Annotated in this window: 26 protein-coding genes; 11 read left to right on the top strand and 15 right to left on the bottom strand. The window is 38.6% G+C overall.

What is annotated here, in order from left to right; all coding sequences use genetic code 11:
• Positions 1–10: 10 nt before the first annotated feature.
• The gene (locus tag FTV17_RS11485; RefSeq protein WP_179999668.1) at positions 11–595 is read right to left on the bottom strand and encodes a YqiA/YcfP family alpha/beta fold hydrolase; all 585 of its coding nucleotides are present in this window, start codon (positions 593–595) and stop codon (positions 11–13) included.
• Positions 596–843: 248 nt separating this feature from the next.
• Here FTV17_RS11485 and FTV17_RS11480 point away from each other — a divergent pair, with 248 nt between their 5' ends.
• The gene (locus FTV17_RS11480; RefSeq protein WP_179999665.1) at positions 844–2,175 is read left to right on the top strand and encodes a hypothetical protein; all 1,332 of its coding nucleotides are present in this window, start codon (positions 844–846) and stop codon (positions 2,173–2,175) included.
• Between the two features lie 44 nt (positions 2,176–2,219).
• Here the strand turns inward: FTV17_RS11480 and FTV17_RS11475 are convergent, their stop codons facing one another.
• Together FTV17_RS11475 and gshA are read right to left on the bottom strand one after the other, a co-directional pair.
• Positions 2,220–2,720 carry a disulfide bond formation protein B gene (locus FTV17_RS11475; protein WP_179999663.1) on the bottom strand — a complete coding sequence of 167 codons (501 nt, stop codon included), beginning with the start codon at positions 2,718–2,720 and terminating at the stop codon, positions 2,220–2,222.
• Positions 2,721–2,738: 18 nt separating this feature from the next.
• The gene (gene gshA, locus FTV17_RS11470) at positions 2,739–4,316 is read right to left on the bottom strand and encodes a glutamate--cysteine ligase (RefSeq protein WP_179999660.1); all 1,578 of its coding nucleotides are present in this window, start codon (positions 4,314–4,316) and stop codon (positions 2,739–2,741) included.
• A 212-nt stretch (positions 4,317–4,528) separates the two neighbouring features.
• Between gshA and FTV17_RS11465 the strand changes: the two genes are divergently transcribed.
• Genes FTV17_RS11465 through FTV17_RS11455 form a run of 3 tightly spaced genes read left to right on the top strand, consistent with a single transcriptional unit; the run spans position 4,529 to position 7,003 of the window.
• The gene (locus FTV17_RS11465) at positions 4,529–5,068 is read left to right on the top strand and encodes a DUF924 family protein (protein WP_179999657.1); all 540 of its coding nucleotides are present in this window, start codon (positions 4,529–4,531) and stop codon (positions 5,066–5,068) included.
• A 35-nt stretch (positions 5,069–5,103) separates the two neighbouring features.
• The gene (locus FTV17_RS11460; RefSeq protein ID WP_179999654.1) at positions 5,104–5,658 is read left to right on the top strand and encodes a hypothetical protein; all 555 of its coding nucleotides are present in this window, start codon (positions 5,104–5,106) and stop codon (positions 5,656–5,658) included.
• A 37-nt stretch (positions 5,659–5,695) separates the two neighbouring features.
• Positions 5,696–7,003, top strand: a complete 1,308-nt coding sequence (locus tag FTV17_RS11455) for a DUF445 domain-containing protein (RefSeq protein ID WP_179999652.1) — start codon at positions 5,696–5,698, stop codon at positions 7,001–7,003.
• Positions 7,004–7,189: 186 nt separating this feature from the next.
• Here FTV17_RS11455 and thrH read toward each other — a convergent pair whose 3' ends face one another.
• Genes thrH through FTV17_RS11440 form a run of 3 tightly spaced genes read right to left on the bottom strand, consistent with a single transcriptional unit; the run spans position 7,190 to position 9,217 of the window.
• Positions 7,190–7,822, bottom strand: a complete 633-nt coding sequence (gene thrH / locus FTV17_RS11450) for a bifunctional phosphoserine phosphatase/homoserine phosphotransferase ThrH (protein WP_179999650.1) — start codon at positions 7,820–7,822, stop codon at positions 7,190–7,192.
• 12 nt (positions 7,823–7,834) lie between these two features.
• Positions 7,835–8,443 carry a LysE family translocator gene (locus FTV17_RS11445; protein ID WP_035264787.1) on the bottom strand — a complete coding sequence of 203 codons (609 nt, stop codon included), beginning with the start codon at positions 8,441–8,443 and terminating at the stop codon, positions 7,835–7,837.
• 3 nt (positions 8,444–8,446) lie between these two features.
• Complete coding sequence (locus FTV17_RS11440; RefSeq protein ID WP_179999648.1) at positions 8,447–9,217, bottom strand: 2OG-Fe dioxygenase family protein; 771 nt, start codon at positions 9,215–9,217, stop codon at positions 8,447–8,449.
• A gap of 97 nt (positions 9,218–9,314) precedes the next feature.
• On the opposite strand from FTV17_RS11440, the gene FTV17_RS11435 reads away from it, so the two are divergent.
• From FTV17_RS11435 to FTV17_RS11425, 3 genes are all read left to right on the top strand, one after another.
• On the top strand, positions 9,315–10,187 hold the full coding sequence (locus FTV17_RS11435) for a LysR family transcriptional regulator (protein WP_179999646.1): 873 nt from the start codon (positions 9,315–9,317) through the stop codon (positions 10,185–10,187).
• A gap of 155 nt (positions 10,188–10,342) precedes the next feature.
• Positions 10,343–11,497: a methionine aminotransferase gene (locus FTV17_RS11430; RefSeq protein WP_179999644.1), complete on the top strand. Its 1,155-nt coding sequence runs from the start codon at positions 10,343–10,345 to the stop codon at positions 11,495–11,497.
• 113 nt (positions 11,498–11,610) lie between these two features.
• Positions 11,611–12,978 carry an MATE family efflux transporter gene (locus FTV17_RS11425; RefSeq protein ID WP_092766554.1) on the top strand — a complete coding sequence of 456 codons (1,368 nt, stop codon included), beginning with the start codon at positions 11,611–11,613 and terminating at the stop codon, positions 12,976–12,978.
• A 51-nt stretch (positions 12,979–13,029) separates the two neighbouring features.
• Here the strand turns inward: FTV17_RS11425 and FTV17_RS11420 are convergent, their stop codons facing one another.
• Entirely contained in the window at positions 13,030–13,875 is an 846-nt protein-coding gene (locus tag FTV17_RS11420; RefSeq protein WP_035264797.1) for an SDR family oxidoreductase, read from the bottom strand.
• Between the two features lie 198 nt (positions 13,876–14,073).
• Here FTV17_RS11420 and FTV17_RS11415 point away from each other — a divergent pair, with 198 nt between their 5' ends.
• The 3 genes from FTV17_RS11415 to phoR all read left to right on the top strand — a co-directional run bounded on the left by FTV17_RS11415 (position 14,074) and on the right by phoR (position 17,071).
• Complete coding sequence (locus tag FTV17_RS11415) at positions 14,074–14,760, top strand: TetR/AcrR family transcriptional regulator (RefSeq protein ID WP_179999642.1); 687 nt, start codon at positions 14,074–14,076, stop codon at positions 14,758–14,760.
• 228 nt (positions 14,761–14,988) lie between these two features.
• Complete coding sequence (phoB, locus tag FTV17_RS11410; RefSeq protein WP_035264799.1) at positions 14,989–15,699, top strand: phosphate regulon transcriptional regulator PhoB; 711 nt, start codon at positions 14,989–14,991, stop codon at positions 15,697–15,699.
• Between the two features lie 10 nt (positions 15,700–15,709).
• Entirely contained in the window at positions 15,710–17,071 is a 1,362-nt protein-coding gene (phoR, locus tag FTV17_RS11405; protein ID WP_179999639.1) for a phosphate regulon sensor histidine kinase PhoR, read from the top strand.
• Positions 17,072–17,113: 42 nt separating this feature from the next.
• Here phoR and asd read toward each other — a convergent pair whose 3' ends face one another.
• From asd to FTV17_RS11380, 5 genes are all read right to left on the bottom strand, one after another.
• Positions 17,114–17,962 (bottom strand): archaetidylserine decarboxylase, encoded by an 849-nt coding sequence (asd, locus tag FTV17_RS11400; RefSeq protein WP_179999637.1) that lies wholly within the window; start codon positions 17,960–17,962, stop codon positions 17,114–17,116.
• A complete protein-coding gene (locus tag FTV17_RS11395; RefSeq protein ID WP_092766557.1) occupies positions 17,959–18,807 on the bottom strand; it encodes a sulfurtransferase in 849 nt (282 codons plus the stop codon). The genes asd and FTV17_RS11395 overlap by 4 nt, the downstream gene beginning before the upstream one ends.
• Positions 18,808–18,918: 111 nt before the next feature.
• The gene (gene pncB, locus FTV17_RS11390) at positions 18,919–20,121 is read right to left on the bottom strand and encodes a nicotinate phosphoribosyltransferase (RefSeq protein WP_179999635.1); all 1,203 of its coding nucleotides are present in this window, start codon (positions 20,119–20,121) and stop codon (positions 18,919–18,921) included.
• 90 nt (positions 20,122–20,211) lie between these two features.
• Positions 20,212–20,685, bottom strand: coding sequence for an ankyrin repeat domain-containing protein (locus tag FTV17_RS11385; protein WP_257219936.1), 474 nt, complete (start codon positions 20,683–20,685; stop codon positions 20,212–20,214).
• Positions 20,686–20,878: 193 nt separating this feature from the next.
• Positions 20,879–22,423, bottom strand: coding sequence for a catalase (locus FTV17_RS11380; RefSeq protein WP_179999631.1), 1,545 nt, complete (start codon positions 22,421–22,423; stop codon positions 20,879–20,881).
• A 233-nt stretch (positions 22,424–22,656) separates the two neighbouring features.
• Here FTV17_RS11380 and dtd point away from each other — a divergent pair, with 233 nt between their 5' ends.
• A complete protein-coding gene (dtd, locus tag FTV17_RS11375; protein WP_035264810.1) occupies positions 22,657–23,097 on the top strand; it encodes a D-aminoacyl-tRNA deacylase in 441 nt (146 codons plus the stop codon).
• Between the two features lie 92 nt (positions 23,098–23,189).
• On the opposite strand, the gene FTV17_RS11370 is transcribed toward dtd, so the two are convergent.
• From FTV17_RS11370 to serB, 3 genes are all read right to left on the bottom strand, one after another.
• Complete coding sequence (locus FTV17_RS11370) at positions 23,190–23,669, bottom strand: SCP-2 sterol transfer family protein (protein ID WP_092766561.1); 480 nt, start codon at positions 23,667–23,669, stop codon at positions 23,190–23,192.
• 190 nt (positions 23,670–23,859) lie between these two features.
• Entirely contained in the window at positions 23,860–24,174 is a 315-nt protein-coding gene (aciT, locus tag FTV17_RS11365; protein ID WP_035264816.1) for a ciprofloxacin tolerance protein AciT, read from the bottom strand.
• Between the two features lie 412 nt (positions 24,175–24,586).
• Complete coding sequence (gene serB, locus FTV17_RS11360) at positions 24,587–25,807, bottom strand: phosphoserine phosphatase SerB (protein ID WP_179999629.1); 1,221 nt, start codon at positions 25,805–25,807, stop codon at positions 24,587–24,589.
• Between the last annotated feature and the right edge of the window lie 34 nt (positions 25,808–25,841).

The following is a 25,841-nucleotide window of genomic DNA, read 5'->3' as shown; positions in this document are numbered from 1 at the left end:
AATTGTTTCCTTATTTTAAGCTGTCAGCTAAAAACTGATATACCAAGGGTATTTTATCCGCGAAATCATCCATCGCGTGATTGCCATATGTTTCTGTAATGAGGAACGCTTGATGACCATCGCAATTATAATAACGTTCCGCTTCACGATAATCCAAAACTTCATCACCTTGTTGTAACAAGACCAAGATTTTGTCTGCATCTTGCACAAACGGAGCTACCATATGCTCCAATTGATCAAGCTGAGCTTCATCTAACGACCAATTCGCAGTGACTGGATAAGGAAACTGCGCCGTTGAAAACAAGTTTCTAAATAATTTCCATGGTTGCATAGCGGGATTAATCAGTACAGCTGCGACTCCATGTTTCGCGGCAAGCTGCGTCGCATAAAATCCACCTAAACTGCTCCCAATCAAAACGACATTTGACATAGACTCGATGAGTGTCGAAATCGAAGCAATGACCTGATCAGGCGGCATATTTAAATCAGGCAAATGCACTTGTACATGTTCATGTCTTTCAAAATACTGACGAATCAGTTGCCCTTTGATCGAAAAAGGACTACTTTGAAATCCATGTAGATAGATAATATTCATGAACTGATTAATTGCATTTTCCTCAAAATTGTTCTAATTTTTATTGTGATTCATATCACATATTTGTTTCTCTTTTGTACGATAACAAATATTGTCAGACAAAAAAATTAGAGCCGATCTGAAATCAAAGTTATCTTAAAAATTGTTCGGGATGAACAACATAAGATAAATACAAGGAATTTTATACAGTGATCATTGCTAAAAATAAAGTGTCTTTAGATGATCATGCACTATCAGGATAAGACTAGATGCCGAGTTTAACGCCACTACATGAAACCTATTGTAAATGGGATCGATCTCCTCCGAGTCAGGCCGATGTGCTTGAAGGTTTGGCACAACTGGTCAGCACTCCAATTAACCTTGCTGTTCAAAATCTCATTCAATCACTTCAACGTGAAGTGCTCTTAACCGTATTTGGTTTAAGTAAAAAAACATCAAAAGAATTTCAAAAGAAAACCTACGTTCAAAAGTTATATCAATTTTCATATGACACGCTTCTAAATTACGGAAATTATTTGGTCGCACCAGCCCTGCGCAAAATCATTGATCAATTTCCGAAACTCCATGATAAGCCCCTCACGCCAAAAATGATTTTTTTGGTCAGTGCTCTTAATGGCGTGATTGGCGACTATTTACTCAAAAATCAAAATCCGTTGGCGATTACCAGTAATCTGTATGATCACTATGGAGAGTTACAACAGGGTGACCTGTCAGGTCGTGTCGTGATCTTTTGCCATGGTCTGTGCATGAATCATCTTGATTGGACGAATCGCAACTATGGCGGTATTGGTGAAAAACTACTTGCACAACGCGACAACAACACCATGCTTTATTTGCATTACAACACTGGGCGCAGAATTTCAGCGAATGGTCGTTCGTTGGCCAATATGCTTGAAGACTTGGTAAAGCGCAATCCACGTATCACCAGCCTTGATTTAATCGGTCACAGTATGGGTGGTTTGGTTTCTAGAAGTGCTTTGTTTTATGGTAAACAAAATCTCCATCAATGGTTTCACATGGCAGAGAATTTGGTCTGCTTAGGTTCTCCACATCATGGTGCGGTTCTAGAACGTATTGGCTTTGCCGTTCAAGAAAAAATTGGACACTTTCCCGTCATCAAGTTAGCCAGCCACATTGTGAATATTCGCAGTGATGGTATTTTGGATTTACGCCATGGTAGTGTCCGTGATGACGACTGGGAACACAATCACGCTCGTATTGGCATGATGGATGATAATCGTAAACCTGCACCGCTGCCTTCACATATCAATACATTCTTAGTAGCTGGAACAATTGAGTTTGAAAATCGTAAAAATCGTACACTTAAAGTCATTGGCGATTACTTAGTGAGTGTGCAAAGTGCTTTGGGTGAGCATCCAAATCCGCGATTCCAACTGAAATTGCCAGAATCACACAAAGCGGTGTTCTACGGGCTCAATCATATGGAGATTCAATACCATTCCAGTGTTGCTGAGCAAATCGTTAAATGGTTCTATCCACATCACGATGAATTAGCTGAAGAGCAAATCCGTAAATATTTAATCAAATTAGAAAGCATGGAAGGAATCGTAGAAACCTGACCATCTTCAATAAAAAAGCCAACTGATCAGTTGGCTTTTTTATTTTAAGCAGGATACTTTCTGAATAACTGCCAAATCGAGATGATCAACAAAATACTAAAAAATACCAAAGACCACACAGGTAAAGACTGACCTAGGAAAGTCCAGTCTACTACCGCACATTCGCCTGATCCTGACAGCACTTGTTGAAGCACAGTTTTAAGCGGCAAAGCATCTACCAAATAATCTAAGCCAGGCCCACAACTTGGCACTTTTTCTGGAGGTAAACTCTGCAGCCATACATGACGTGCAGCAACACCCGCTGACCATAAAATCGATAATGTCCCTAGGAAAGCATATACTCGTTTTAAACCATTACGGACGGGATTGTGTAGAAACGCAATAAAAGAAATCAGCCCCAATCCGATCAGACCTAACCGTTGAAATACACACAATGGACAAGGCTCAAGTCCTTGGACATGTTCGAGATACAACGCGAAGGCCATTCCAATCACGCTGGCTACAAACAACAGACCACTCATCATGCGATAATTTTGCCACTGCATATACTTTCCTCAATATTTTTATCGATATGCTTTTAGATATTCTGTAAAGCTTAAACTAGACTCTGCTTCCAACTGTTGTTGCTGTTCAAGTGATTGCACTGTGAGTTGTTCAAAATAGGTGACTTTATCCTGAGATAACACATAGTTTTGATAATGATCAGCATGTTGATGCGCGAGCACACTACCTAAGCTCCAAGTACCACTATGTTTTACTGTATCTTCTACTATTTTCGCAGAGAAGGTTTCATCCACTTCATCTACTCGTGATTGCATAATTTGCATTGCATCAGAATACAACGAGGTCGAGTGAGCTTGATCTAACGTTTCTGCTAAAGGCTGCATCTGTTTGAGATATTGATTTGCCCATGTCTCAATTTCAATTGATTGACCATTTTCAACAATGGCAGCATTTGGTGCACGCCCACGATTCACAACTTCTTGCTGGTTTTGTTCAATCACTTCAAGTTCATCATCTAGCAGTTCAGGACTGTCTTTTAATAAACAATAAAGCGCTAATACCTCAAGGAAGCCTGCAGTATCTTCATTGATACCAATTGGGCTGTATGGATTCACATCTACTGCGCGTAATTCAACATACCCTACCCCACGGTTTGCTAATGCATCAGATGGTGTTTCACCAGACTGTGGTACTTGTTTAGGACGTACAAGACTGTAGTACTCGTTTTCAATTTGCAGTACGTGATCATTAATTTGGATCGGCTCACCCGCTTCGTCATCTAATCCCAAACGACTGAAAGCAGCATAAGACGTTTTCACCGCCTTTTGTAAACCTGCTAAATATCCTTTCAAATCATTGTAATGAATACCTAACTCTTTCTGCGCCGAGTTTTGATATCCAAAGCGCCCCATACGCAATGCAGTGGCATATGGCAAATACAATGTTCCCTTAATTAAAGGCAATAAATGATGTTCACGACCCGTCATAAAACAACGACAGACCGATGGGCTTGCACCTATCAGGAACATAACCAATGGGGTTAAACGAATGAAATTTCGAATTAAAGCGAAATATCGATGGCTGCGATAATCCTGCAAACTGAGCTGTTTTAAAGCTTCATCTTGCTCGTTTGCTTGCAACTGCTCAAACAACGCATCAGGGAATGAAACATTGTAATGTACACCTGAAATCGTCTGCATACGACGACCATAACGTACACCTAAACCACGGCGGTATAAAGTTTTGAATTTACCGATATTGGATGAGCCATATTGCGCAAGACGAATGCTTTCTTCTTCATCATCCAACATACATGGCATCGACATTGGCCATAGCTTTTCACCATCTTCTAGGTGTCGATGGGTGAAAGCATGAATATCTTCTAAGTAGCTTAATGCTTCAGAAATTGAAGATTGAGGAGGGGTAATAAACTCAAGTAAGGCTTCAGAATAATCTGTCGTAATATGAGGATGAGTTAACGCAGAGCCTAAACCCTTAGGATGATCTTTCTGGGAGATAAAGCCATCACTTTGCATCCTTAGGCTTTCGCGCTCAATGCCTCGTAACATACCTTTAAACACCGTCGAATCCACCCAATTTGGTAAAATTGTTTCAGAGAGCGCTTCGGGTTGACTCATTACTTACTCGCTTATCTAGAAGAACGACTGAGATAAAAAATTATTGATTTATATCAAGTATACCGTGATTTATATTCGCAAATGCAGTTTGCATATACATTTCAGTTGGATAAACCTTTTATTTTGGCAAATTTTTAACACAATCTTAGTCTTTAAGACATCTGAAATTTGTGATTTTATTGCAGAATAAATGCTAACAAACTGTAAAGAATATGAATTATCACAACGTTATAGATTTTTGGTTCAGTGCTGAAACTCAACCGCATTGGTTTGCGAAAAGCGATGCTTTCGATCAACTTATTCAAGCGCAATTTGGTCACACCATCCAACAAGCTGCCGCAGGCGAACTATGGACATGGCGGGAAACTGCTTTAGGACGCTTAGCAGAAATCATTGTCTTGGATCAATTTTCTCGTAATGTTTATCGTGGCAAACCTGAATCTTTTGCCCAAGATCCATTAGCACTTGGGCTAGCTCAAGAAGCGGTTCGTCTTGGTTTAGATCTCGAACTGGAACCTGAACAACGTAGCTTCTTATATATGCCTTTCATGCATAGCGAATCAAAAATCATTCACACTCAAGCGCTTCGTTTGTTTGAGGCATTAGGCAACCCTGTAAATTTAGACTTTGAGAAGAAACATCAAATCATCATTGAACGTTTCGGCCGCTATCCTCATCGTAATGAAATTTTAAATCGTCTCTCTACGCCTGAGGAAATAGAATTCTTAAAACAGCCAAACAGTAGCTTCTAAATTGATATTGACACAACAGACTTCAGGAGAGCGAAATGAAGAACTTATGCATGATTTTGGGATTATCTGGCATGATCCTGCTGTCTGGTTGTGTCACGACGCCAAGTAAACCACGTACATTTGATCAGCTTGGGCAATTCTCAACTATTCCCTTGAACCAATCGACGTACCGCATTAGTTTTCAAGGCTCATCCAATATGAGCTATGGGACAGCTGAAGAAATAACCTTACTTAAAGCTGCACAAACAACGGTCAAACAGGGCTTTCATTTTTTTAAAGTCCAAGATGATCCAAGCAATCGCACACAACAACCACCTCGTCAAGCTGTGGTTTATTCCAATCCTTACCCGTATGGTTATGGATATCGTAGACACCCTATGTTCTTTGATCCTTTTTATGATGTGCCACAGGTGGTCAGTTTAGAGCCAGTTCAAGTAGCCTATACCATCACCTTTTTTAAAAATCAAAAAACAGCACCTCAAGATGCTTTTGATGCACGTTTAATTTTACAAGCCTTAGGGTCTAAATATGGTTTAAGTGCTACAGGCGACGTACTGCCTGTACAAACACAGCCTTCTCAATCACAATAAAATAATATTAATACAACAGCTTAGATAGGAATTATGCATGAGCGCATCACCAACAATGACTATCCCTAGTTTGGATCGAAGCAAACGTTTTGCCATGATCGCACTGGTTGTCGCTGTGTTGGCTTGGATATCGCTCATGGTGGCTGCCAAAATTTTTCCAGAATATGTTTGGCTTATTCATATTTTAATGTTGTCTGCTGAAGCAGGTGTGGTTGGTGGTTTAGCAGATTGGTATGCCATTACGGTTTTGTTTCGGAATCCATTCGGTCGTATTCCTATCCCTAAGTTTTTAAAAGATCACACCGAAATTATTCCACGTAACAAAGCGCGTATTGCAGAATCCATGGGACGTTTTGTTCAAGAAAACTTCCTATCGCCACAGATTGTGGCAAAAAGCTTGAGTCAAGCAGATGTAAGTTTGGCAGCAGGACAATGGCTAGCCAATCCAGATAACAATCGTCAAGTGACTCAAGTGATTCAACAAACAGTGCCTAAAGTTTTTGAGTTTGTTGGACAAGAACAAGTCGGTAGGTTTATTCAAACTAACAGTGTGCAGTGGGTGAAGAACACTCAAATCAATACCCTGGCCAGTGAAATGATTCGTGCCGTATTAGAAAATGACTTCCACCAAGATGTTTTACAACGTGGTCTAGATGTTGCGCACGGTTGGGTCACTTCACATCCTGAACAAACTCGCGAGCTAACCCGCACCCTGTTTAAAGAACTCGGAGTGTGGCGTTTAGCCAAAGGCGCAAGTTGGATCGGTATCGATGTTCAACAAAGAACGATTGACTCTTTGATAGAGCGTGTCGAGTCAATGTTGGCTGATCCAGAGCATCCATGGCGTCAAAAAATTGAGAGTATTGCACAGCATTTAATGACTGAACTGGCAAATCCTGAAAGTCAGGCGAGTCTTAAATTAAATGAGACTAAAAATGCATTGTTAGATAGTCCTCAAGTTTTAAATTTTATTACTGGTGCAGTCGTCATTCTGTGCAATGCCATTCGTGAAGATTTGGAGAAAGCAGATTCAGGTATTGCTGAAAATTTACGTGTCGCGATTCAACAAGTCGGTCAAAACATCATTTCCAATCCTGCATTACGCCAATTATTAAATGAAAAAATGAGTTCAATGGCAGTTAATCTCAGTGATCAATACAGCGAAAAAGTCATTTTATTTATCAGTGAACGCATTCACGAATGGGACTCACGAGAAATGATTGATAAGATTGAAAGTGAAGTGGGTGGTGACCTACATATGATCCGCGTCAACGGTGTTGTCGTTGGTGCATTTATCGGTTTGGTATTAGGGATCATCCGAGCAGCAGTTGAATTTTTGATTTAACTTAGAAATGAAATTTAAATTTGGTCGCTGACTAAAATTGAATTCATTGTGAATTGACCTCATAAAAAAGCCCATTTCTGCATGAATGGGCTGTATTTATTATTCTTAGTCATTCAAATAACTAAGCTCTCACTAGAGTCATTTCTATCTGCTTTATCTTATATAAACTACAATAATATTATGAAGTTATATCACTTTTTTACGATTTAAATGTGAAATAATATCTTGATAAGAGTCTACTTTACAAAAATAAGCTGGAGAGTTCTTTCTCACTTCTTCTGAAGGTTGAAATAAAAAACCATAATCAACTAAATGCAACATCGAAAAATCATTAAATGCATCACCGATCGCAATACTATTGGTCATTGAAACGTTTTCTTTTTGGAACTTTACAATAATTTCATGTTTCCCTTTATCTCGTGTATACAGAACATTTTCTATAAATCCATCTGGTCCAATTTCTAAGTGATGACAATATGTATTTTTAACAGGAAGATTTAATTTTTCAAAAAAGGGAAATAAAAACTCATAAAAGCAATCTGAAATAATGTTAACTTCAAAATTTTCAGCCTTTTGCAAATATTCTAAAAACTCCTTAGCATCTGGAATAACATCCAGTTCTTTAATGTCATTGATTAATTGTTTTAAAGGAATTTTATTTTCTTTCAGTAAATTAATTCTAAATTCCATCAGAGACTTATAGTCTGCGACTTCTCGAGTTGTAATCGCCAACTCTGGGATATTGTATACATTTGAAAAGTGTTTCCATATTTCAGGAACAAGAACACCTTCCATGTCGATAAAAGCCATCTTTTTCATATTGCTACCCTATTATTGAAATTTAGCAAACAAAAGTGCTATCCCTAGCAGACATAATACAGTTCCAATCACTCGGTTAATCTGTACTTGCTTAGCTAACATTTTCTGTCTTAAAACAATCGATGAAAAAAGCAAAGCCACCAATCCAAACCATAAAAAATGAGCAAAAGACATAAATAGCCCATAACCGACCAGAATCGCTTTAGGCGTACTCACACTGATGATTTGAGTGTATGTACTAATCACAAATAAAGTCGTTTTAGGATTAAGTGCATTGGTGAAAAAGCCATATTTCACTGCTTGAAAAGGATTAATTGCAGCAGTTGATGACGTCTCGACAACCGGACTTTGTACAAAAGTTTTATAACCGATATAAATGAGATAGATCGCTCCAATATACTTCACAATATTTAGAATTTGAGGTGTATACGCCATGACAAATGCGACAGCAATGAGCGTATAAGTCACATGAATCAACACGCCTAAAGAGATTCCCAGTGAAGTGAGAACACCTATCCTTCTACCATATAAGTAACTGTTTTTTGTCACGATAGCGAAATCAGCACCAGGACTCACAACAGCAAGTATGGTGATGAGAATAACTGCTATAAACTCACCCATTCATTATGCCTTTTTAAACGTGATCACTAATACATCTCTTAATCCAATATCACCCAACGTAAAATCATTGACTTTGATTTCCGTTACGCTGTGATAGACCTGATGATCATCCACAAGTGCGATATCTAAAAAATTTTCAAGCATAAATTCTGCTTTCAAATTCTTATTTAAGTCATAAATTCGGGTCATTCCACCCTGAACATTTTGACGGTTGATCATGGCCATTAAAACGAAATCCACCCCATCGCGATGTATCCCTTCAGGGGTTGGCTTACCACTATCGTTAAATTTTGCTTCAATGCGAAATTGATGCGCTTCGATAAACCAATTTTCAGTTTCAATTTCTGAAAAGGTGAGATATGCGAATTGTAGTAAATTTCTAAAAATTGGATTTTCAATTGTATTTTTATCAATCTCTGAAAAATATCTCGCAATTCCACCATTCAAAGTGTTGTATTCAATCGTCTGAAAATGAGGAATATAAGAATTTTTCAGTAAAATTTTATGCTTATCATTAATAGTAAAAGTTGCATGTTTTCTTGTTCGATATTTACCTTTATCCGACATAAATTGATCTAAATCTAGAGCGTTCCAACTGTCTATAAAATCACTGACATCTTGCTCATTAACATCGTGAAAATTATTATTTTTCTGTATTTCTTGGAATGTATTTAAATCAATAAACGCATAACCCTTTTTGATTATCTCTTTTGAATATGTGTATTCATCGAGATGCTGCTTGTTAAATGGACTGAATTTTAATATATTTTCCATTGTATTAGCTTTATTTTGCTTTTGGTAATCTTCATTTTGAACAAAAGTTAAAAAAATAAAATCAATAAAATCGACTAAAAATATATGAGTTTTTGGAATGATAGAAAAAATATCTTTGAATTCACTGAAGTTTTTTTATTTTGTCGCTAAATACAGCAGTGTCACGATTGCAGCAAAGAAATTATTTGTTACGCAAAGTGCCGTCAGTAAGCAAATTTACAATCTCGAAGAAATATTAAATATCACATTATTTGAACGACGAAATAAAACCTTGATACTCACCAAAGAAGGAGAAACTCTTTTTCATTGCGCTCAGAATATTTTCAATCAATTGGATGATTGTTTAATTGGACTAACTCAAAATAAAACTGAAAACAAACAATTGGTACTGTCCTGTGAACCAACCATTTCGATGAAGTGGTTAATTCCAAGACTTGTTGAATTTAAAAAACTTGGACATGATTTTGAAGTGGTTTTGCTCACAGGTGGTGGTGTAGTCGACTTTGAAAAAGATAATATCGATATCGCAATACGAAGAAATGATTTTGAATGGGGATCGCATCTGTTTAGTGAGAAAATTGGCGATGAATATATTGTGGCAGTCCAAGCATCTCACCACCCTAAAACCAAAGAATTGTTAATTTCTAAATCACGCCCTTATTTTTCAAAAAAATTACACCAATTGGATGAACTCAAAGATATTTTGAAGAAACATTCCAAAATAGAATTAGAGCATTTTTACTTATGTTTAGAAGGCTGCTTGGCTGGCTTAGGAAAGACGATCATTTCTATCTACATGATTGAAAAAGAATTAGAGCTCAAGTCTGTAAATAAAATAACACCAATTCTTCAGGATGGTTCTGCCTATTATCTACTGTCCCATACTAGATTTATTGAAGATCCTCGGAAGATTATTTTTTTAAATTGGTTAAAAAATGAAATGAAGCAAAGTCAGATCAATCATTTTTAACATGAGATCACATAGATCATCTAAGGTTTTAAACTTAATTGAAGATCATTAGAATCTTATGAAAATTAAAACGAATATGTCGCAGATATTTGTATTTAGTGCAGGCATTTCAACTGCTAAACTACGAAGAAACGGGCTAAATATTACTATCCAGCATGATTAAAATTGAATCTAAATTACCAGACTTAGGTGTCACTATTTTTAGCGTGATGTCAGCACTCGCCCAAAAGTTGAACGCGTTAAATCTTTCTCAAGGTTTTCCTGATTTTCCACCTCCTCCTGAATTAATTGCAGCTTTAGCTCAAGCCACACAACAAGGCTATAACCAATATCCACCTGGTGACGGTCTGCTGAGTTTAAGACAAAAAATTGCAGCCCAATTCTGCCAACGAGACCAAGTCCATTTAGACCCGATCAGCGAAATTACCATTACACCTGGTGCAACGACTGCAATTTTGTGTGCGATTCAAGCTGTTGTAAATGCTGGAGATGAAGTAATTATTTTCGATCCTGCTTATGACAGTTATGCACCTGCAGTGAAACTCGCTGGGGCGCAAGCGATCCATATCAACTTGGTACATCCAGACTTCCATGTTGACTGGAATGTGGTGAAAGATCGAATAAATGAACGAACGCGATTAATCATTGTAAATACACCACATAATCCCTCAGGTGCAATTTGGTCCAAGCAAGATTGGCAACAACTGATCGAGTTGATTCAGGATAAAAACATTTGTGTACTTTCTGACGAGGTCTATGAACATTTAGTGTTTGATGGTCAACAACATTATTCTGCGCTTAGTTTTCCTGAACTTCGAGATCGTAGTTTTGTGATTGGTTCATTCGGAAAAACGTTTCATGTTACTGGTTGGAAAACTGGATATTGCGTTGCACCTCAGGCACTGATGAAAGTATTTCGTCAAATTTATCAATTTGCCAATTTCTGTGGTGTCCATCCGATTCAAGTCGCGCTTAATCACTTCATCGAACAACATCCTGAACATATTTTAGATCTCCCCAATTTTTATCAAGCTAAACGTGACTTATTCATCCATGGAATTCAACATTCAAAATTTCAATATCTGCCGTCACCAGGAACTTATTTTCAAAACTTAGATTTCAGTACACTAAGACCTGAGCTCACAGATATAGAAATGTGCCAATATCTTGCAGAACAACACAAACTGGTAGCGATTCCTATATCAGTGTTTTATCAACAGCCACCTCAAGATCTGAAGCTCATTCGGGTCTGCTTTGCAAAACAAGAGGAAACCTTGCATCTTGCAGGAGAAATTTTAACGAAGGTTTAATCACAATAACGAAAAGAGATGCAACGGATTACTTTGTTACTAAAGCAATTTGAATGATAAGGTGCTAAGGTCAATCCGTTGATATAGAAAACAATAATGGATAAGACTTATATATGGCGAGAACCTTACGGCCGATTGATGAACCTGGTTTCTGGAAAGTTTTTTTAGTTTTTTTAGTTCCGCTGATTGCAACCAATATCCTGCAAAATTTATCCGGCACAATTAATACGATCTTCGTCGGGCAAATGATGGGCGTTCAAGCAATTGCTGCTGTTTCTGTCTTCTTCCCTATTTTGTTCTGTCTCTTGGCTTTTGTAATTGGGCTTTCGGCTGGCTCGACGGTATTGGTTGGTCAAGCGTGGGGAGCACAAAATTTAGAAAAAGTTCGAGCAGTTGTCGGCTCTACTATTTTTATGACATTGATCGGCGGGACGATTATTGCCATTTTAGGTGTTCTATCTGCACGCCACATTCTTGAGGCCTTGGGCACAGACCCAAGTGTCATGCATTTATCTTTGCCTTATGTTCAATGGATGTTAGCAGGTAGCCCACTCCTCTTTATCTATATTATTTATACCTCTATCTTACGTGGTGTCGGTGATAGCATTACACCTCTCATCGCTTTGGGAATGACCAGTCTAATTGGGCTCTTTATTACTCCTGTTCTCATCGCTGGATATTTTGGATTTCCTCAATTGGGTATCATTGCACCTGCCATCGCCACGATTGTGGGTTATTTGGCCGTGCTTATTTTTCTGTACGTTTATTTAAATAAAAAAAATCATCCATTACGTCCAGATTTAGCAATGTGTAAACATGTACGCCACAATCCTGAACTAAGCAAAATTATTCTCAGGCTTGGCGTTCCTACAGGCATTCAAATGGTCACGACCTCTGTGGCAGGGTTAGTCATTGTCGGCTTGGTCAATCGCTATGGATCAGAAGCAACAGCTGCTTATGGCGCAGTTAATCAGGTTTTGAACTATATCCAATTCCCTGCTCTGTCTATCGCAATTGCCGCCTCTATTTTTGGGGCTCAAGCGATTGGTGCAGGTAAAGCGGATTCTTTATCACGTGTAACTAAAACAGCACTGGGCATGAATTTTGTCTTTACAGGCGGGCTTGTAATCTTGGCTTATTTGTTCTCAAAATATCTCATGGCATTATTTATTACAGATGAAAAAGTTGTGATACTCGGGCAACAATTATTGTTTATTGTGCTGTGGTCAATTTTATTTTTTGGCGCGAGTGCTATTTTCGCCTCAATTATGCGTGCAAGTGGCACTGTGACTATGCCAATGATCATCAATATTGTAGCCATACTCTGTATTGAACTCCCAGCAGCTTATCTATTTAGCGCATGGTGGGGGCTGGCGGGAATCTGGTACGCTTATGCTTTGGCTTTCGTTTGCTTATGTGTGATGCAAGGTTTGTATTATCAATTTGTTTGGAAAAAGAAAACTGTTCAAGTACTGATTTAAATTAAAAATCAAGAAAATAAAAAACCCGCATGACGCGGGTTTTTTTAACGATTATTTAGAATCGAAACGTTTACTCATTTTAGTCGCAAATGCAGTCACTTTTTGATAGCCCGTTGGCATCACACGTTGCATTAAATCAATCACTTTCGCATCGTTACCAATCAGTAAACGACGGCGATCTTTTTGCACTGCTTCTAGAATTTGACGCGCTGCTTCTTCAGGTGGACAACGTAATAATTTATCGAATGTCTGTGCAGATTTCTGTGGATTCATGCCCAAAGATTTTAAACTGTCATTCATTTTTGCAGCTTTCGCAATATTGGTACGAATGCCACCTGGATGTACGCAAAGCGCGCTCACACCCACATTTTCAATATCTAGCTCTTGACGAAGAGATTCAGTGAAACCACGTACAGCAAATTTAGTTGCATTATAAGCAGACTGAGTTGGTTGCGCAGTTAAACCGAATAGACTTGAAATGTTGATAATGTGTCCATCACCTGTTTTCTTAATATATGGTAAGAATTCTTTGGTGCCGTACACGACACCCCAAAAGTTAATGTTAACAATCCATTCCAACTCTTCGTATGTTGCGCCTTCAACGGTCGAACCCAATGCCACCCCAGCATTGTTGAAAATCATGTTCACTGAACCATGATTCTGTACAGTTTCAGCCGCCCATGCTTTAACTTCGTCACGATTCGCAACATCTACTTTCTTGGTTGTGACTCGTACATTTGCATTCTTCGTCAGTTCAACAGTTTCTGCTAAGCCCTTTTCATTTACGTCACTTAAAGACAAATGACAACCTTGCTTAGCCAGTAACACCGCAAGTTGTTGACCAATACCAGAACCTGCACCTGTGATTGCAGCCACTTTGTTTTTAAAATTTTTCATTGTGAATCCTTTTTTTGATTTTTATGCACCACAGCGTTGATCTGGGTCATTCATGTTCACTATAATTTTGACAATTATTATTGTCAATGTAACTATCGACCATTTTTATTGTTACTATAGGCCAATTTAGTATCTTTAGCTGATCGGTAATCTATACTGACCGCAGCATAACACTTTTATAAAAAGACTCGAATTGCTATGAACCCAGAGAACCTCACTCCATCAGAACACGAGCAAGCGATTGAAAAGCCTCCTGCAAAAGAGCGTCAATTTAAAGGGATGTCCTTAACTGCGCGCAAACAAGCGCGTCGTGAGAAACTTATTGAAGCGGGTATTGAAGCATATGGAACTCATGGTTTTTTCTCAGTAACCGTTAAAGATATTTGCACACAAGCGAAATTAACTGAACGTTACTTTTATGAATCTTTTAAGAAAAGTGAAAACTTATTCCAAACGATCTTTTTAGAACTGATTGAGAAGCTTCAACAAACATTAATGCAAGCTATTATGAAAGCCTCTCCTGAGCCTCTAAACATGATTGATGCAGGTCTAAATGCATTCTTTAGTTTTTTAGAAGATGATCCGCGTACCGCTCGGATTATTTATATTGATGCAATGCTCGTCCAAGAACTTCATAATCATGCAACCATTCAAGAAACAATGGGCCGTTTCGACCGAATGATTCATGCCTTTGTCACATTGATGATGCCACATACCCATCTCACTGAAAAAGAGATCTCCTTGATTGCAACTGGTCTAAATGGCTATGTCACTCAAGTTGCTGTTCGCTGGGTGGTGGGTGGTTTTAAACTTCCACGTGCTGAGGTCGTTCAGGCATGTAAAACTGTTTTTCTCGCCCTATTGAATGATCTAATGAAAAAGTAGCATCAAATTAAGATGAAGAAATTGTGACAAATCGTAAGTAAATTTAAGATATTGATTTAATTCATGATTAATGAATATCAATGAGACAAAATATCAGCTTAATTGTCACAAAACATTGCTATATTTAACTTCGATTTCCATCTTGCAATGATACTGTCATAATTAATCTTTGTAATAAGCCTGTCATAAATATAAAACGGTTCACCGTTCATCATAGGATATTGCGTTGTGAAAGATGACTACATTTTAATTGTCGACGACGAGCTCCCAATTCGGGAAATGATCCATACTTCTTTAGATATGGCAGGCTTTCAATGCTTGGAAGCAGAAGATGCGAAACAAGCACATCAAATGATTGTTGATCAACGTCCAGCGCTTATCCTACTCGACTGGATGTTACCGGGTGGGGTGAGTGGCGTAGATTTGTGTCGTCGCCTTAAGCGTGATGAAACACTTTCAGAAATTCCAGTCATTATGTTGACTGCGCGTGGCGAAGAAGACCATAAAGTTCAAGGTCTTGATGCTGGTGCAGATGACTATATGACGAAACCATTTTCAACACGTGAGTTGGTATCCCGTATTAAAGCGGTGTTAAGACGTGCAAATGCGTTAAATGGCGAAAAAACCATTGATGCAAATGGCTTAATTCTTGACCCAGTAAGCCAACGTGTCAGCTATAATCAAAATATTCTTGATATGGGGCCAACAGAATATCGTCTATTGGCATTCTTTATGACTCATCCAGAACGTGCCTATACCCGTGCTCAATTACTTGATCAGGTATGGGGTGGAAATGTGTATATTGAAGACAGAACCATCGACGTCCATATCCGTCGCTTACGTAAAGTGCTCGAACCTTATGGTGCAGACCGTTATGTTCAAACTGTGCGTGGTACTGGCTATCGTTTTTCAACACGAGCTGATGTTGCTTTAGGTTAATTTAGATTTTATGTACGAACCCTACCCCGTCCCAGAATTGGCACGTGAACATCAAAAGTTTCTATATAGCAGTTTATGGACTTTTGCCAAGCAAGACTTACGTTTACTGGTATTTCTACTGATTATTGCGGGCTGTATCGGGTTAGGGATTGGCTATCTTTGGATATGCTTAGGCATTGCCTGTCTCATATTTTTTGGTATCCAATTACGCTCATTATATTTAGTCAATGATTGGATTTCGAATCGTCCTTACGATGTACCACCAAATTTAAATGGAATCTGGGGGGCATTACTGTTCAATGTATATCGGTCTCAACGCCAAGAACGTATTGTACAGTCTGAAATGGTTGGACTGATCGATCGGACCCAATCTTCTCTTGTGGCTTTATCAGAGGCGATTATTCTTACGGATGATTCCCATCAAATCGAATGGTGGAATCCTGCTGCGGAAAAGTTATTTGGTATTCAAGCTGTTGATCGTGGCCGCAACCTACTCACGATTATTCGCCAACCTGATTTTATTGAATATTTTCATAATACCCATCAAGCACCAGATGGTGTAAAAATTAAATTGGTGAACCATGATAATAAGTATGCGCAAATTAAACTGACTCGCTTTGGCAATGAAAGTCGCCTCTTAGTTGCGCACGACATTACCCGTATGAAAAATCTCGAGCAAATGCGTTCAGATTTTGTTGACAATATTTCACATGAATTAAGAACACCACTCACAGTGTTAAGTGGGTATATAGAAACATTCACAGATCAAGAAGATATCAATCCGCGCTGGAAACGTGCCTTTGAACAAATGCAATCGCAAACTAAACGCATGAATGCATTGGTCAATGATCTTTTGCTTTTGTCTCGTTTAGAAAATGAAAAACAAATTGCGAAAAATCAAATTATCGAAATGCCAAGTTTAATGAACCATCTGTTCGATGATGCGCAAGCTTACAATATTGATTATGGTCATACACTTAACCTTGATATAGACAGCCACTGTGACTTAATTGGTTCAGATATGGAATTGGCGAGTGCGTTTAGTAACTTAATTACCAATGCCATAAAGTACACCCCGAAAGGTGGCACCATCACCATCGGTTGGCATGATGATGGAGAACGTGGCTATTTTTCTGTTCAGGATACTGGTATTGGAATTGATCCAAAACACTTACCGCGTTTAACTGAACGTTTTTATCGTGTGGATAGTGCACGCAGTCGTCAAACAGGTGGTACTGGTTTAGGCCTTGCCATCGTTAAGCACGTACTTATGCAACATGGCGCACATATTGAAATCGAGTCGAAAGAAAACGAAGGCTCTACATTTATTGCCGTGTTTCCCAAAGAACGCTTGTATAAAATGCACGAATAAAAAAAAGCGCCTAAGGCGCTTTTTTTTATTCAGAAGATACACTCAAATAAGATGACCTAACGCTTCACCCATTACTACAGTTGAGTTCGCCTTAAATGCTTGGTCCCATTGCATTTTATCTTTCTCAAACAAAACTACAGCAGTTGAACCCAAATAAAAACGCCCGAGCTCATCACCTTTTTCAAGTTTCATCGCATGATGGTTCAGCTCTAAGCGACCTGTTGGTTTTACTTTACCTGTCGCAACAGTTTCAATTCCAGCAACAATCATTGCGCCAACTAAAACAACAGCCATACGACCCACATCAGTATCGAATAAACATACCATTCGTTCATTACGTGCAAACAAACCCGGAATATTTTCAGCTGTAGTTTGGTTGACTGAAAATAATTCACCTGGAATATATAAAGTTTCAGTCAATGTACCAGAATAAGGCATATGCACACGATGATAATCACGCGGTGATAAGTATACGGTTGCAAATTCACCATTTTTGAATGGTGCTGCCAATTGAGGATCACCAATTAACTTTTCAACTGAAAAGCTTTGACCTTTTGCCTGAAAAATATCGCCCTCATTGATTTTACCCAATTGTGAAATTGCACCGTCTGCAGGTGACACGACACTTTTAGGATTAGGATCAATTGAACGAACGCCTGTTTTCAAAGAGCGAGTGAAAAACTCATTAAAGGATTTAAATTTCAAGGCATTTTGTTGCTCAGCAATTGACATATCAATGCCATATTTTGCTTTAAATGCTTGAATGACAACATTCTTTAATACTGGGTTTTCACTGGCTGCGACTTTACCCACCAAACGGCTGAGTTTTTGTTGCGGGACGATTTGCTGCGCTTGAATAAATAGTTTCTTTTTTAAATTTGTCAGACTCACTCAGGTGACTCTCCAGTAATGATTGGACTGTCGAGGCGGTTGCCCCACTCGCTCCACGCACCATCATAAGCTTGGATATCCCAACCCAGTAATCGACCAATAATGTAAGCTAAACCTGAACGGTGATGAGACTGACAATATACGACGACTGGCTGATCAAATTGAAAGCCCAATTGTTCTAAACGTTGTTGCGTGCGTTCTAAGGGGTGCAATTTTAAATGATTTTGACGATTAAGTGCAGTACTCCACTCAAAATGTCTAGCCGTTGGAATATGTCCACCACGACGTGCCGCGAGACGTTGCCCGGTATACTCCTCAGCAGTTCGGCAGTCCCATACTTGGCAAGTTTTATTTTCAATTTTTTTTATTAAAGTTGAATAATCAATACGGTGTTGATCAACATTGGATGTCTTAACTTGAAAAAGACATGTGACTGGCTGAACCTCTTCAACTTCTGAAGAAGTAGGATAGTTGGCGCCTAACCATGCATGAATACCACCATTTAATAAACTGGTGTTATAAAAACCCATACAGTGTAGATTCCAGATCAGTCGACCAGCCCATGCCCCACCTTCATCATCATAGACCACGACATGATGCTCAGGTGATATGTTTAATATCTGGACTAGCTGCTGAAGCCCTTCATCATCAGGCAATAAACCCGTAGCTTGTTCCTCTTGGCGCACTAAAAATTTTGGCTTCAAATGTATAGCATGCGGAATATGTAATTGCTCATAGACCGAACTTCGGGTCAAATCAACAATACGTAACTTTTCACTTCCTAAATGAGGAACAAGTTGTTCTGCTTCAATGAGCAGACCGAAATCAAAAGCGTTAGTGGTCATATTTATTGAATAGTTCTATTGGCCTTGTTCAAATCTTAGCACAAGACTTTTTCAAAATTATTCTGATTTTTTGCATGGTATTAGCAAAAAATCAGAAAAGGGAAATTATGATTAAGGAGACTCAACATCAAATACCTGACGCAAATATGCAAGGAAGGTATCATTATCGGTCATCGTTTTTCCTGGGCTATCAGAGAGTTTAGCTACCGATTGACCATTGCATTCGACTAACTTTAGAACAATATTCAAAGCAGTTTGTCCCATATCATTGGTGAGGTTAGTACCAATCCCGAAACTAACTTGGAAACGATCTTTAAAATATTGATGCAAATCCCATGCCTTCTCTAAGTTTAGACCATCACTGAAAGTGAGCATTTTAGTTTTGCTGTCAATTTTTAATTTTTTATAATGTGCATAGGCTTTATCGCCCCACTCATATGGATCACCACTGTCATGTCGTAGACCATCAAACAATTTGGCAAAATACAAATCAAAGTCTCTTAGGAATGCATCCATACCAACAACATCTGTCAGTGCAATGCCTAAATCTCCGCGATATTCCTGCACCCAAGTTTCAAGTGCAGCTTTTTGGAAATCACGTAAGCGAACATCCAGTGCTTGGAAAGCTTGTAAAAATTCATGCGCCATCGTACCAATGGGTGTAATACCCAACTGCTTTGCCAATAAAACATTACTGGTGCCACGAAAAATATGTGGTGCAGCCTTATTAAACTCTTCCACCACATGTTTCTGCCAGTCAAAACTATAGCGACGGCGTGTTCCAAAATCGGAAACAAGAAATGGTGGATCATTCGGTTGTTGACTACTTTCATAGTGTTTCAACAATTCAATTTTAGCTTTAAGACGGCGCTCTCCTTCTGCCAATACCTGCTCATCGCGAATACGATGAAAATAGAGTTCATTGACAATTGCAAGTACGAAAATTTCAAACATCATTGCTTGAACCATAGGTCCTTCGATACGGATATCTAAACGGCCTTGATCATCGATACTGGCTTTAATAAAGCGGCGCTTAAGTTGAAATAATTCTAAATAGTCTACAAAATCACTTTTAATAAAGCGCAAACTTCTTAAATATTGTAATTCGTCTTCTTTAAATTTGAGCTGACACAGTAAATCTAACTGTTCGTTCAGTTCCTCTAATATATCCACGAGTGGATAGGCTGTATCTTCAAGGTTACGACAACGAAATTGATAGACACTATCCGTTTGAGGAAATTGATGTAATACCACTTGTAACATCGTGAATTTATACAAGTCAGTATCAAGTAAGGATTGAATAATGGCAGACATATTATTTTTCAGTTTTTAGCAACTTATTGCATTAAAGCATATTTTGTTGCGATTCATAGCTCGTTTTAGTAATTGTCGAAGATTATTCGACTAATTACTAAAACTTAAACTGATTATTTTTTTTGAATTGTCTTGACTATATGACTCAGTCAAAGCTTTCAATGCTTTATCTTGCCCAATAACTTTTGCGAATTCTTCTGTGGTCTTGTGTCCTGTCTGTTTCGCTTGAGCATCACAATCGACCTGGCGCAATTGTTTGGCAATCGACCATTCAAGCTTAAAGATAGCGCCCATCAAAGCTGTATTACCCTTATTATCACGAGCACAGCGGTCTGCGCCGTTTTCCAATAGAGTCGTTACAATATCTTGATTACCATAGTAGGTCGCCATCATTAATGGTGTAAAACCAGCATGGTTTTTAATATTGACTGGAAAACCATGTTTCAAAAATTCATGAATAACTTCTTTATTTCCTGTTTTCGCGGCTGCAAAAAATAAGTCAATTACTTCTTTCTGATCTGATTGTTGTGAGCTACTGACAGACGTCGTTTGAGCGTGAAGCATTACTGAATTTAAACTCAGTAAAGCGATTAATAAACTATATACAATATTTTTCATTCTTCCCTCACCTGAGTTTAAATTCGATAACGAGTGCCTGTAAAACTCCCCTAGGGTTGCAGGAAAGGAATTGAGTTTTACAGGACTTTTTTGAGGTGACACCTTAGACCCTAATCACCAATTCAAGGACTAATCTTGATTAGTCTTTTAAAGCTGCCGCTTTCGCTTTAACAGTCGCTAAGTTACCGTTTACAGCTTTAGTCATACGTGTGCCGTAATCAGCATCTGCTTTATAGAAATAAGACAACATGATGTGTTTAGTTTCTGAATCTTTTACGTTACCAAGATCAGCTGCTAAGTTCATAATGAGGTCAGATTTCTCTTTAGCAGAGTATGAACGGTATAAATCACCCGCTTGCTTAAAGTTTTGCTCCTTCACACCACGTTGCTGAACCGTACCAGAAAGTGGAGTTTCAACAGCACGAGCTTTCGCTGTAGATGGTTTTGGCTCCATACGGCTTGGTTCGTAATTCACGTTAGATGAAGTTGCACCAACATTCATATAACCGTCTTGATTGTTGTTGTTCACATTTACCAAAGGACGGTTTACTGGAATTTGCTGATGATTTGCACCCAAACGGTACATTTGTGTATCAGAGTAAGAGAAGATACGACCTTGAAGTAAGCGGTCTTCTGATGGCTCAATACCTGGTACCAAATTACCTGGTGCTAAAGCAACTTGTTCCGTTTCTTGGAAGAAATTCTTCGGCATACGATTTAATGTCAAAGTACCCACTTTTGTTTCTGGTACTAAATCAGTAGGCCAGATTTTAGTTGGATCAAGTGGATCGAAATCGAAGCTATTCAAATCTTTAGGATCCAACACTTGGATATAAAGATCCCATTTCGGGAAATTGCCCGCATTGATGTTCTTATAAAGATCATTCGTTAAGTGGTTGAAGTCTTTACCTTGTAATTCAGCAGCTTCTTTAACGTTTAGACCTTTAACACCTTGCTTAGAACGGAAGTTAAATTTAACGTATTTATATTCGCCTTTGTCGTTGTACAATTTGAATGCATGTACACCGAAACCGTCTTGTTCACGGTAGCTCGTAGGAACACCTTGGTTACCATATACATAAGTCAACATATTTGTTGCCCATGGCTGGCTAGACAAGAAGTCAAATACGCGGTTAGCGTCTTGAACGTTGTCAATTGGGCTTGGTTTCATTGCGTGGATGAAGTCTGGGAACTTGATCGCATCACGAATGAAGAATACAGGCGTTTGGTTACCTACTAAATCCCAGTTACCTTCTTGAGTATAAAACTTAATTGCGAAGCCATGTGGGTCACGTAAAGTTTCTGGAGAATGCTTACCATGAATTACTGTAGAGAAGCGTAAGAATACTGGAGTTTTCGTACCTGCTTTGAAAAGTGAAGCAATAGTAAGATCTGATAAATCTTTAGTTGCAAGGAATTCACCATAAGCTCCCGTACCACGTGCGTGTACAACACGCTCAGGGATACGCTCACGACCGAAACGTTGAAGTTTTTGAATCAACTGTACATCTTGTAATAATACAGAACCATTTGGACCTGCAGTGATTGAATTTTGGTTATCACCCACTGGTGCGCCGTTATCTTTTGTTAATGGTGCAGCTGATGCTGCTGTCGCAGTTGCAGTTGCAGTTGCAGTTGCAGTTGCAGTTGCAAGCATTGCAACTAACATTGAACGCTTAAACATCGTTTTCTCTCTCAAATTTACCTTTCCTGCAGGCGTAAATTACCTTCTTTAACAAAATTGGTAAAAAGGTTAATTTTTATTATTTCAATCGTTTTATTAGATCAAAGGTGCATACTCAGATTAATTATTTTTTTATCAATAACTTATGAGGATAGATGACGACTTTATCCCTTTTCTTTTTTCCAATTTGATACAATTCATTTGAATTAAAAAACATCAAACTTGGTTGAATTATGCGTGCTTTACTCCAACGCGTCCTTGAAGCGAAAGTCGTTGTGGATGGTGAGATTACTGGTCAAATCGAAAAAGGGATTTTAGTTTTTATTGGTATTGGCAAAGAAGATAACTTTGAAAAAGGTAAGAAGCTCATCGATAAGATTTTAAAATACCGTTTTTTTGATGATGACCAAGGAAAAATGGGTTGGAATCTTAGCCAAGCCGGAGGCGGGTTATTATTAGTCTCGCAATTTACCCTGATGGCACAAACCCAAAAAGGTTTGCGTCCTGACTTCGGCCCTGCAATGCCGCCTCTCGAAGCAAAAGAACTGTATGAACAGTTAGTGGAATACGCAAAATCTCAGTTTGAACATGTACAAACAGGAATCTTTGCAGCGGATATGAAAGTGCATCTCATCAATGATGGTCCGGTAACCTTTAATCTTGAAGTTGAATGACTAAAAAAGCCCTCTGATGAGGGCTTTTTTTCTTGCATTTCAATACTCATCTCTAGAATCAAAACGAGAAAAGTCCGTATTTAGGTGCTGTATTACTTACCCGTCTTTTCTTTAATAAATTGACGAGCAAATTGTATTTTTTCTTTTACAGGTTTAGGAATTTTTGGTGGAATTAATTTAGCGACTTGGTTAAACCATACCAATAAGCTGAAATCACCTTCCATTTTAATACTGCCATTTTGCATACCCGTCATGAATGCAGTTGGATCACCTTTCATCAGGGTTTTAACACCTTGCTCGCTATCAGCAAACTGAAGTACGAAATCGGCTTTCTCTGCATCACCTGAAACAGAATCAATCTGACCATTGTTGACTAAAATCTGACGTGCAACACCCAGATCTGTACCAATTTGAATACGGAACTGACGATCATGAATTAACTCAATAAATTTTGGACTCGTACGTGACAATTGTTTCATACGCAACGCCAAACCTAACACCAAAAGGTCTAGTGGATCTGTGCTTGCATCAACGATAGGTAATTTCACAACAGGTATTGAAGATAGTTTCATGACAATTTAAGTCCGTTTTTTTAATATCAAAAATAATTGATTCATCCTAGCATATCTTATAAGTAAGGAAATGCAGCTTTGTTTAACAAAACGTATAGGCAAAAAAAAGGTATATCATTTTGATACACCTTTAAATATAAAATTGTTACCACGCAGTTTTGGTCTACATATCATTTGTCATCAGTAGGATTTAATCGTCCTCATATACAGGAGTATGTTCAATATAACGACGATTTTCTAAAGCCTTTTGCGCACGACTATCTTCGCGAAGTAAGAAAGCCGTTAAAGCCACCATGGCTAAGCTAATCGCTGTTAAATAACTATATGCCAAGGACATGTCAAAGACGTGTTGAACACTATAACGAATACCTTCAAGTAAACCCCAGAAGACCATACCCGCCAACATAAACCCTAGCCAATGACGATAAGGTGAAAAGAATACGGCCGCCAATGCTACAGCGATCAGAGCAAATCCGAGTATCGTTGCAAAAGTTAAAGTGACCATAAAAATCTCCGTCAAAATTCAGATGTTTCAAATACTGCCCAATGGTGTTTCACAACAAATTAAATAACGCTTCACTTTCTTCAATGGTCTTGTTGGCGTCTATGAAAGCATTATGGTGAGTTTTTTTCAGAAAAAAAGACCTGATGCTTTTGTAAGCGACACATATTGTCGCAACATTCTTTTGTCATTACATTTTTTAAGATTAGACATTTTTCATAGAGTCAGGATCAGTCAATCTTGGCGTGTCATTACAAAAAAATACCTCGTAATTTTTTGTCAAAAACATCTTTTTTTCGATGATGACCATCTGTTTTTTCGTCTGAACTTAGCTGATTAAAATTTGTCTAAGAATGATTCACTTAGATAAAAAAAAGCGACCATTTGGTCGCCTTTTTAATAAGCTTTTTTGATTTTAAGCTCGACTTAAATCTTTATCATGTACACCTAACAGGTACAGAACACCATCCAAACCAACACTTGAGATGGCTTGATTTGCATTTTGACGCACCAATGGTTTAGCACGGAATGCAACGCCCAAGCCCGCTATAGAGAGCATTGGCAAATCATTCGCACCATCACCTACTGCAATCGTTTGCTCAAGTGAAATGCCCATTTCATCTGCAATTTGGCCTAATAAAAATGCTTTACGAGCGCCATCCACAATATGCCCTTTAACTTCGCCAGTGACCTGCCCATCTTGAACATCCAAGATATTGGCATGAACTTCATCAATCCCAAGTTTTGCTTGTAAATATTCAGCGAAGTATTGGAAGCCACCAGATAAAATAGCCGTACGATAACCCAAAGATTTTAGGGTTGAAATAAGACGTTCTGCACCTTCAGTAATCGTTAAACGTTCTGCAATTTTAGGCAATACAGAAGCATCCATACCTTTCAGTAGCGCCACACGCGCACGGAAACTGCTCTGAAAGTCCAGCTCACCTTGCATAGCACGCTCAGTAATTTCTGCGACTTGTGCACCGACACCAGCTTCAATTGCAAGCTCATCAATCACTTCTTGTTCGATCAGCGTTGAATCCATATCAAAGCAAACTAAACGACGATTACGACGGTACGGCGTGTCTTCTTGTACTGCAACATCGACACTAAGGTCATTTGATAAACTTAAACATGCCGCTCGCATCGCTGCAGCATCTAACATTTGTCCGCTCAAACCAAATTGCACACAAGCACGTTTTGGTTCATTTTCAAAATGATTCAACGTTGGGCGACCAGACAAACGAGTGACTGTTTCAATATTAAACCCTTGACTTGAAACAATATTAGTCACTGCTTGCAAATGTGCTGCAGTAAGTTCAGGTGCCAATGCCGTCACGATATATCGTGTACGTCCACCCTCTTTCACCCATTGCTCATAATCTTCTGAATCGATCGGTTTAAAGCGCACAGTAAGACCAATATCGTGTGCTAAAATCAGAATATCCTTCATGGCCAAAGCCGTTGCTGTCTGGTCTTCGGAGGCAACCACGATGCCGAGAGTCAATTGGTTATGGATAACTGCTTGTCCTACATCTAAAATTTGCAAAGAATGTACGGACAACACCTGCATCAATCGAGTAAACTGATTCGGTTGGTCAGGTCCTAAAAATGAAATAAGAATGATTTCTCGCATGAATTGACTCGGGTCTGAGCTACGAATATTGTAA

Source organism: Acinetobacter sp. YH12239 (genome assembly GCF_013417635.1).
Lineage (GTDB): Bacteria > Pseudomonadota > Gammaproteobacteria > Pseudomonadales > Moraxellaceae > Acinetobacter.
The sequence above is the reverse complement of the archived record's forward strand: the minus strand, read 5'-3'. Positions and strand labels throughout refer to the sequence as shown.

Bases quoted from the DNA above. Each gene is read 5' to 3' on its own strand.
- FTV17_RS11435 (WP_179999646.1), top strand. From the start codon at position 9,315: ATGATAGAAAAAATATCTTTGAATTCACTGAAGTTTTTTTATTTTGTC.
- FTV17_RS11415 (WP_179999642.1), top strand. From the start codon at position 14,074: ATGAACCCAGAGAACCTCACTCCATCAGAACACGAGCAAGCGATTGAA.
- FTV17_RS11465 (WP_179999657.1), top strand. From the start codon at position 4,529: ATGAATTATCACAACGTTATAGATTTTTGGTTCAGTGCTGAAACTCAA.
- aciT (WP_035264816.1), bottom strand. From the start codon at position 24,174: ATGGTCACTTTAACTTTTGCAACGATACTCGGATTTGCTCTGATCGCT.
- FTV17_RS11380 (WP_179999631.1), bottom strand. From the start codon at position 22,423: ATGTTTAAGCGTTCAATGTTAGTTGCAATGCTTGCAACTGCAACTGCA.
- gshA (WP_179999660.1), bottom strand. From the start codon at position 4,316: ATGAGTCAACCCGAAGCGCTCTCTGAAACAATTTTACCAAATTGGGTG.
- FTV17_RS11455 (WP_179999652.1), top strand. From the start codon at position 5,696: ATGAGCGCATCACCAACAATGACTATCCCTAGTTTGGATCGAAGCAAA.
- FTV17_RS11430 (WP_179999644.1), top strand. From the start codon at position 10,343: ATGATTAAAATTGAATCTAAATTACCAGACTTAGGTGTCACTATTTTT.
- phoR (WP_179999639.1), top strand. From the start codon at position 15,710: ATGTACGAACCCTACCCCGTCCCAGAATTGGCACGTGAACATCAAAAG.
- FTV17_RS11420 (WP_035264797.1), bottom strand. From the start codon at position 13,875: ATGAAAAATTTTAAAAACAAAGTGGCTGCAATCACAGGTGCAGGTTCT.
- FTV17_RS11425 (WP_092766554.1), top strand. From the start codon at position 11,611: ATGGCGAGAACCTTACGGCCGATTGATGAACCTGGTTTCTGGAAAGTT.
- thrH (WP_179999650.1), bottom strand. From the start codon at position 7,822: ATGAAAAAGATGGCTTTTATCGACATGGAAGGTGTTCTTGTTCCTGAA.
- FTV17_RS11440 (WP_179999648.1), bottom strand. From the start codon at position 9,217: ATGGAAAATATATTAAAATTCAGTCCATTTAACAAGCAGCATCTCGAT.
- FTV17_RS11385 (WP_257219936.1), bottom strand. From the start codon at position 20,685: ATGCTTCACGCTCAAACGACGTCTGTCAGTAGCTCACAACAATCAGAT.
- FTV17_RS11460 (WP_179999654.1), top strand. From the start codon at position 5,104: ATGAAGAACTTATGCATGATTTTGGGATTATCTGGCATGATCCTGCTG.
- dtd (WP_035264810.1), top strand. From the start codon at position 22,657: ATGCGTGCTTTACTCCAACGCGTCCTTGAAGCGAAAGTCGTTGTGGAT.
- FTV17_RS11370 (WP_092766561.1), bottom strand. From the start codon at position 23,669: ATGAAACTATCTTCAATACCTGTTGTGAAATTACCTATCGTTGATGCA.
- FTV17_RS11485 (WP_179999668.1), bottom strand. From the start codon at position 595: ATGAATATTATCTATCTACATGGATTTCAAAGTAGTCCTTTTTCGATC.
- pncB (WP_179999635.1), bottom strand. From the start codon at position 20,121: ATGTCTGCCATTATTCAATCCTTACTTGATACTGACTTGTATAAATTC.
- FTV17_RS11480 (WP_179999665.1), top strand. From the start codon at position 844: ATGCCGAGTTTAACGCCACTACATGAAACCTATTGTAAATGGGATCGA.
- serB (WP_179999629.1), bottom strand. From the start codon at position 25,807: ATGCGAGAAATCATTCTTATTTCATTTTTAGGACCTGACCAACCGAAT.
- FTV17_RS11395 (WP_092766557.1), bottom strand. From the start codon at position 18,807: ATGACCACTAACGCTTTTGATTTCGGTCTGCTCATTGAAGCAGAACAA.
- FTV17_RS11445 (WP_035264787.1), bottom strand. From the start codon at position 8,443: ATGGGTGAGTTTATAGCAGTTATTCTCATCACCATACTTGCTGTTGTG.
- FTV17_RS11475 (WP_179999663.1), bottom strand. From the start codon at position 2,720: ATGCAGTGGCAAAATTATCGCATGATGAGTGGTCTGTTGTTTGTAGCC.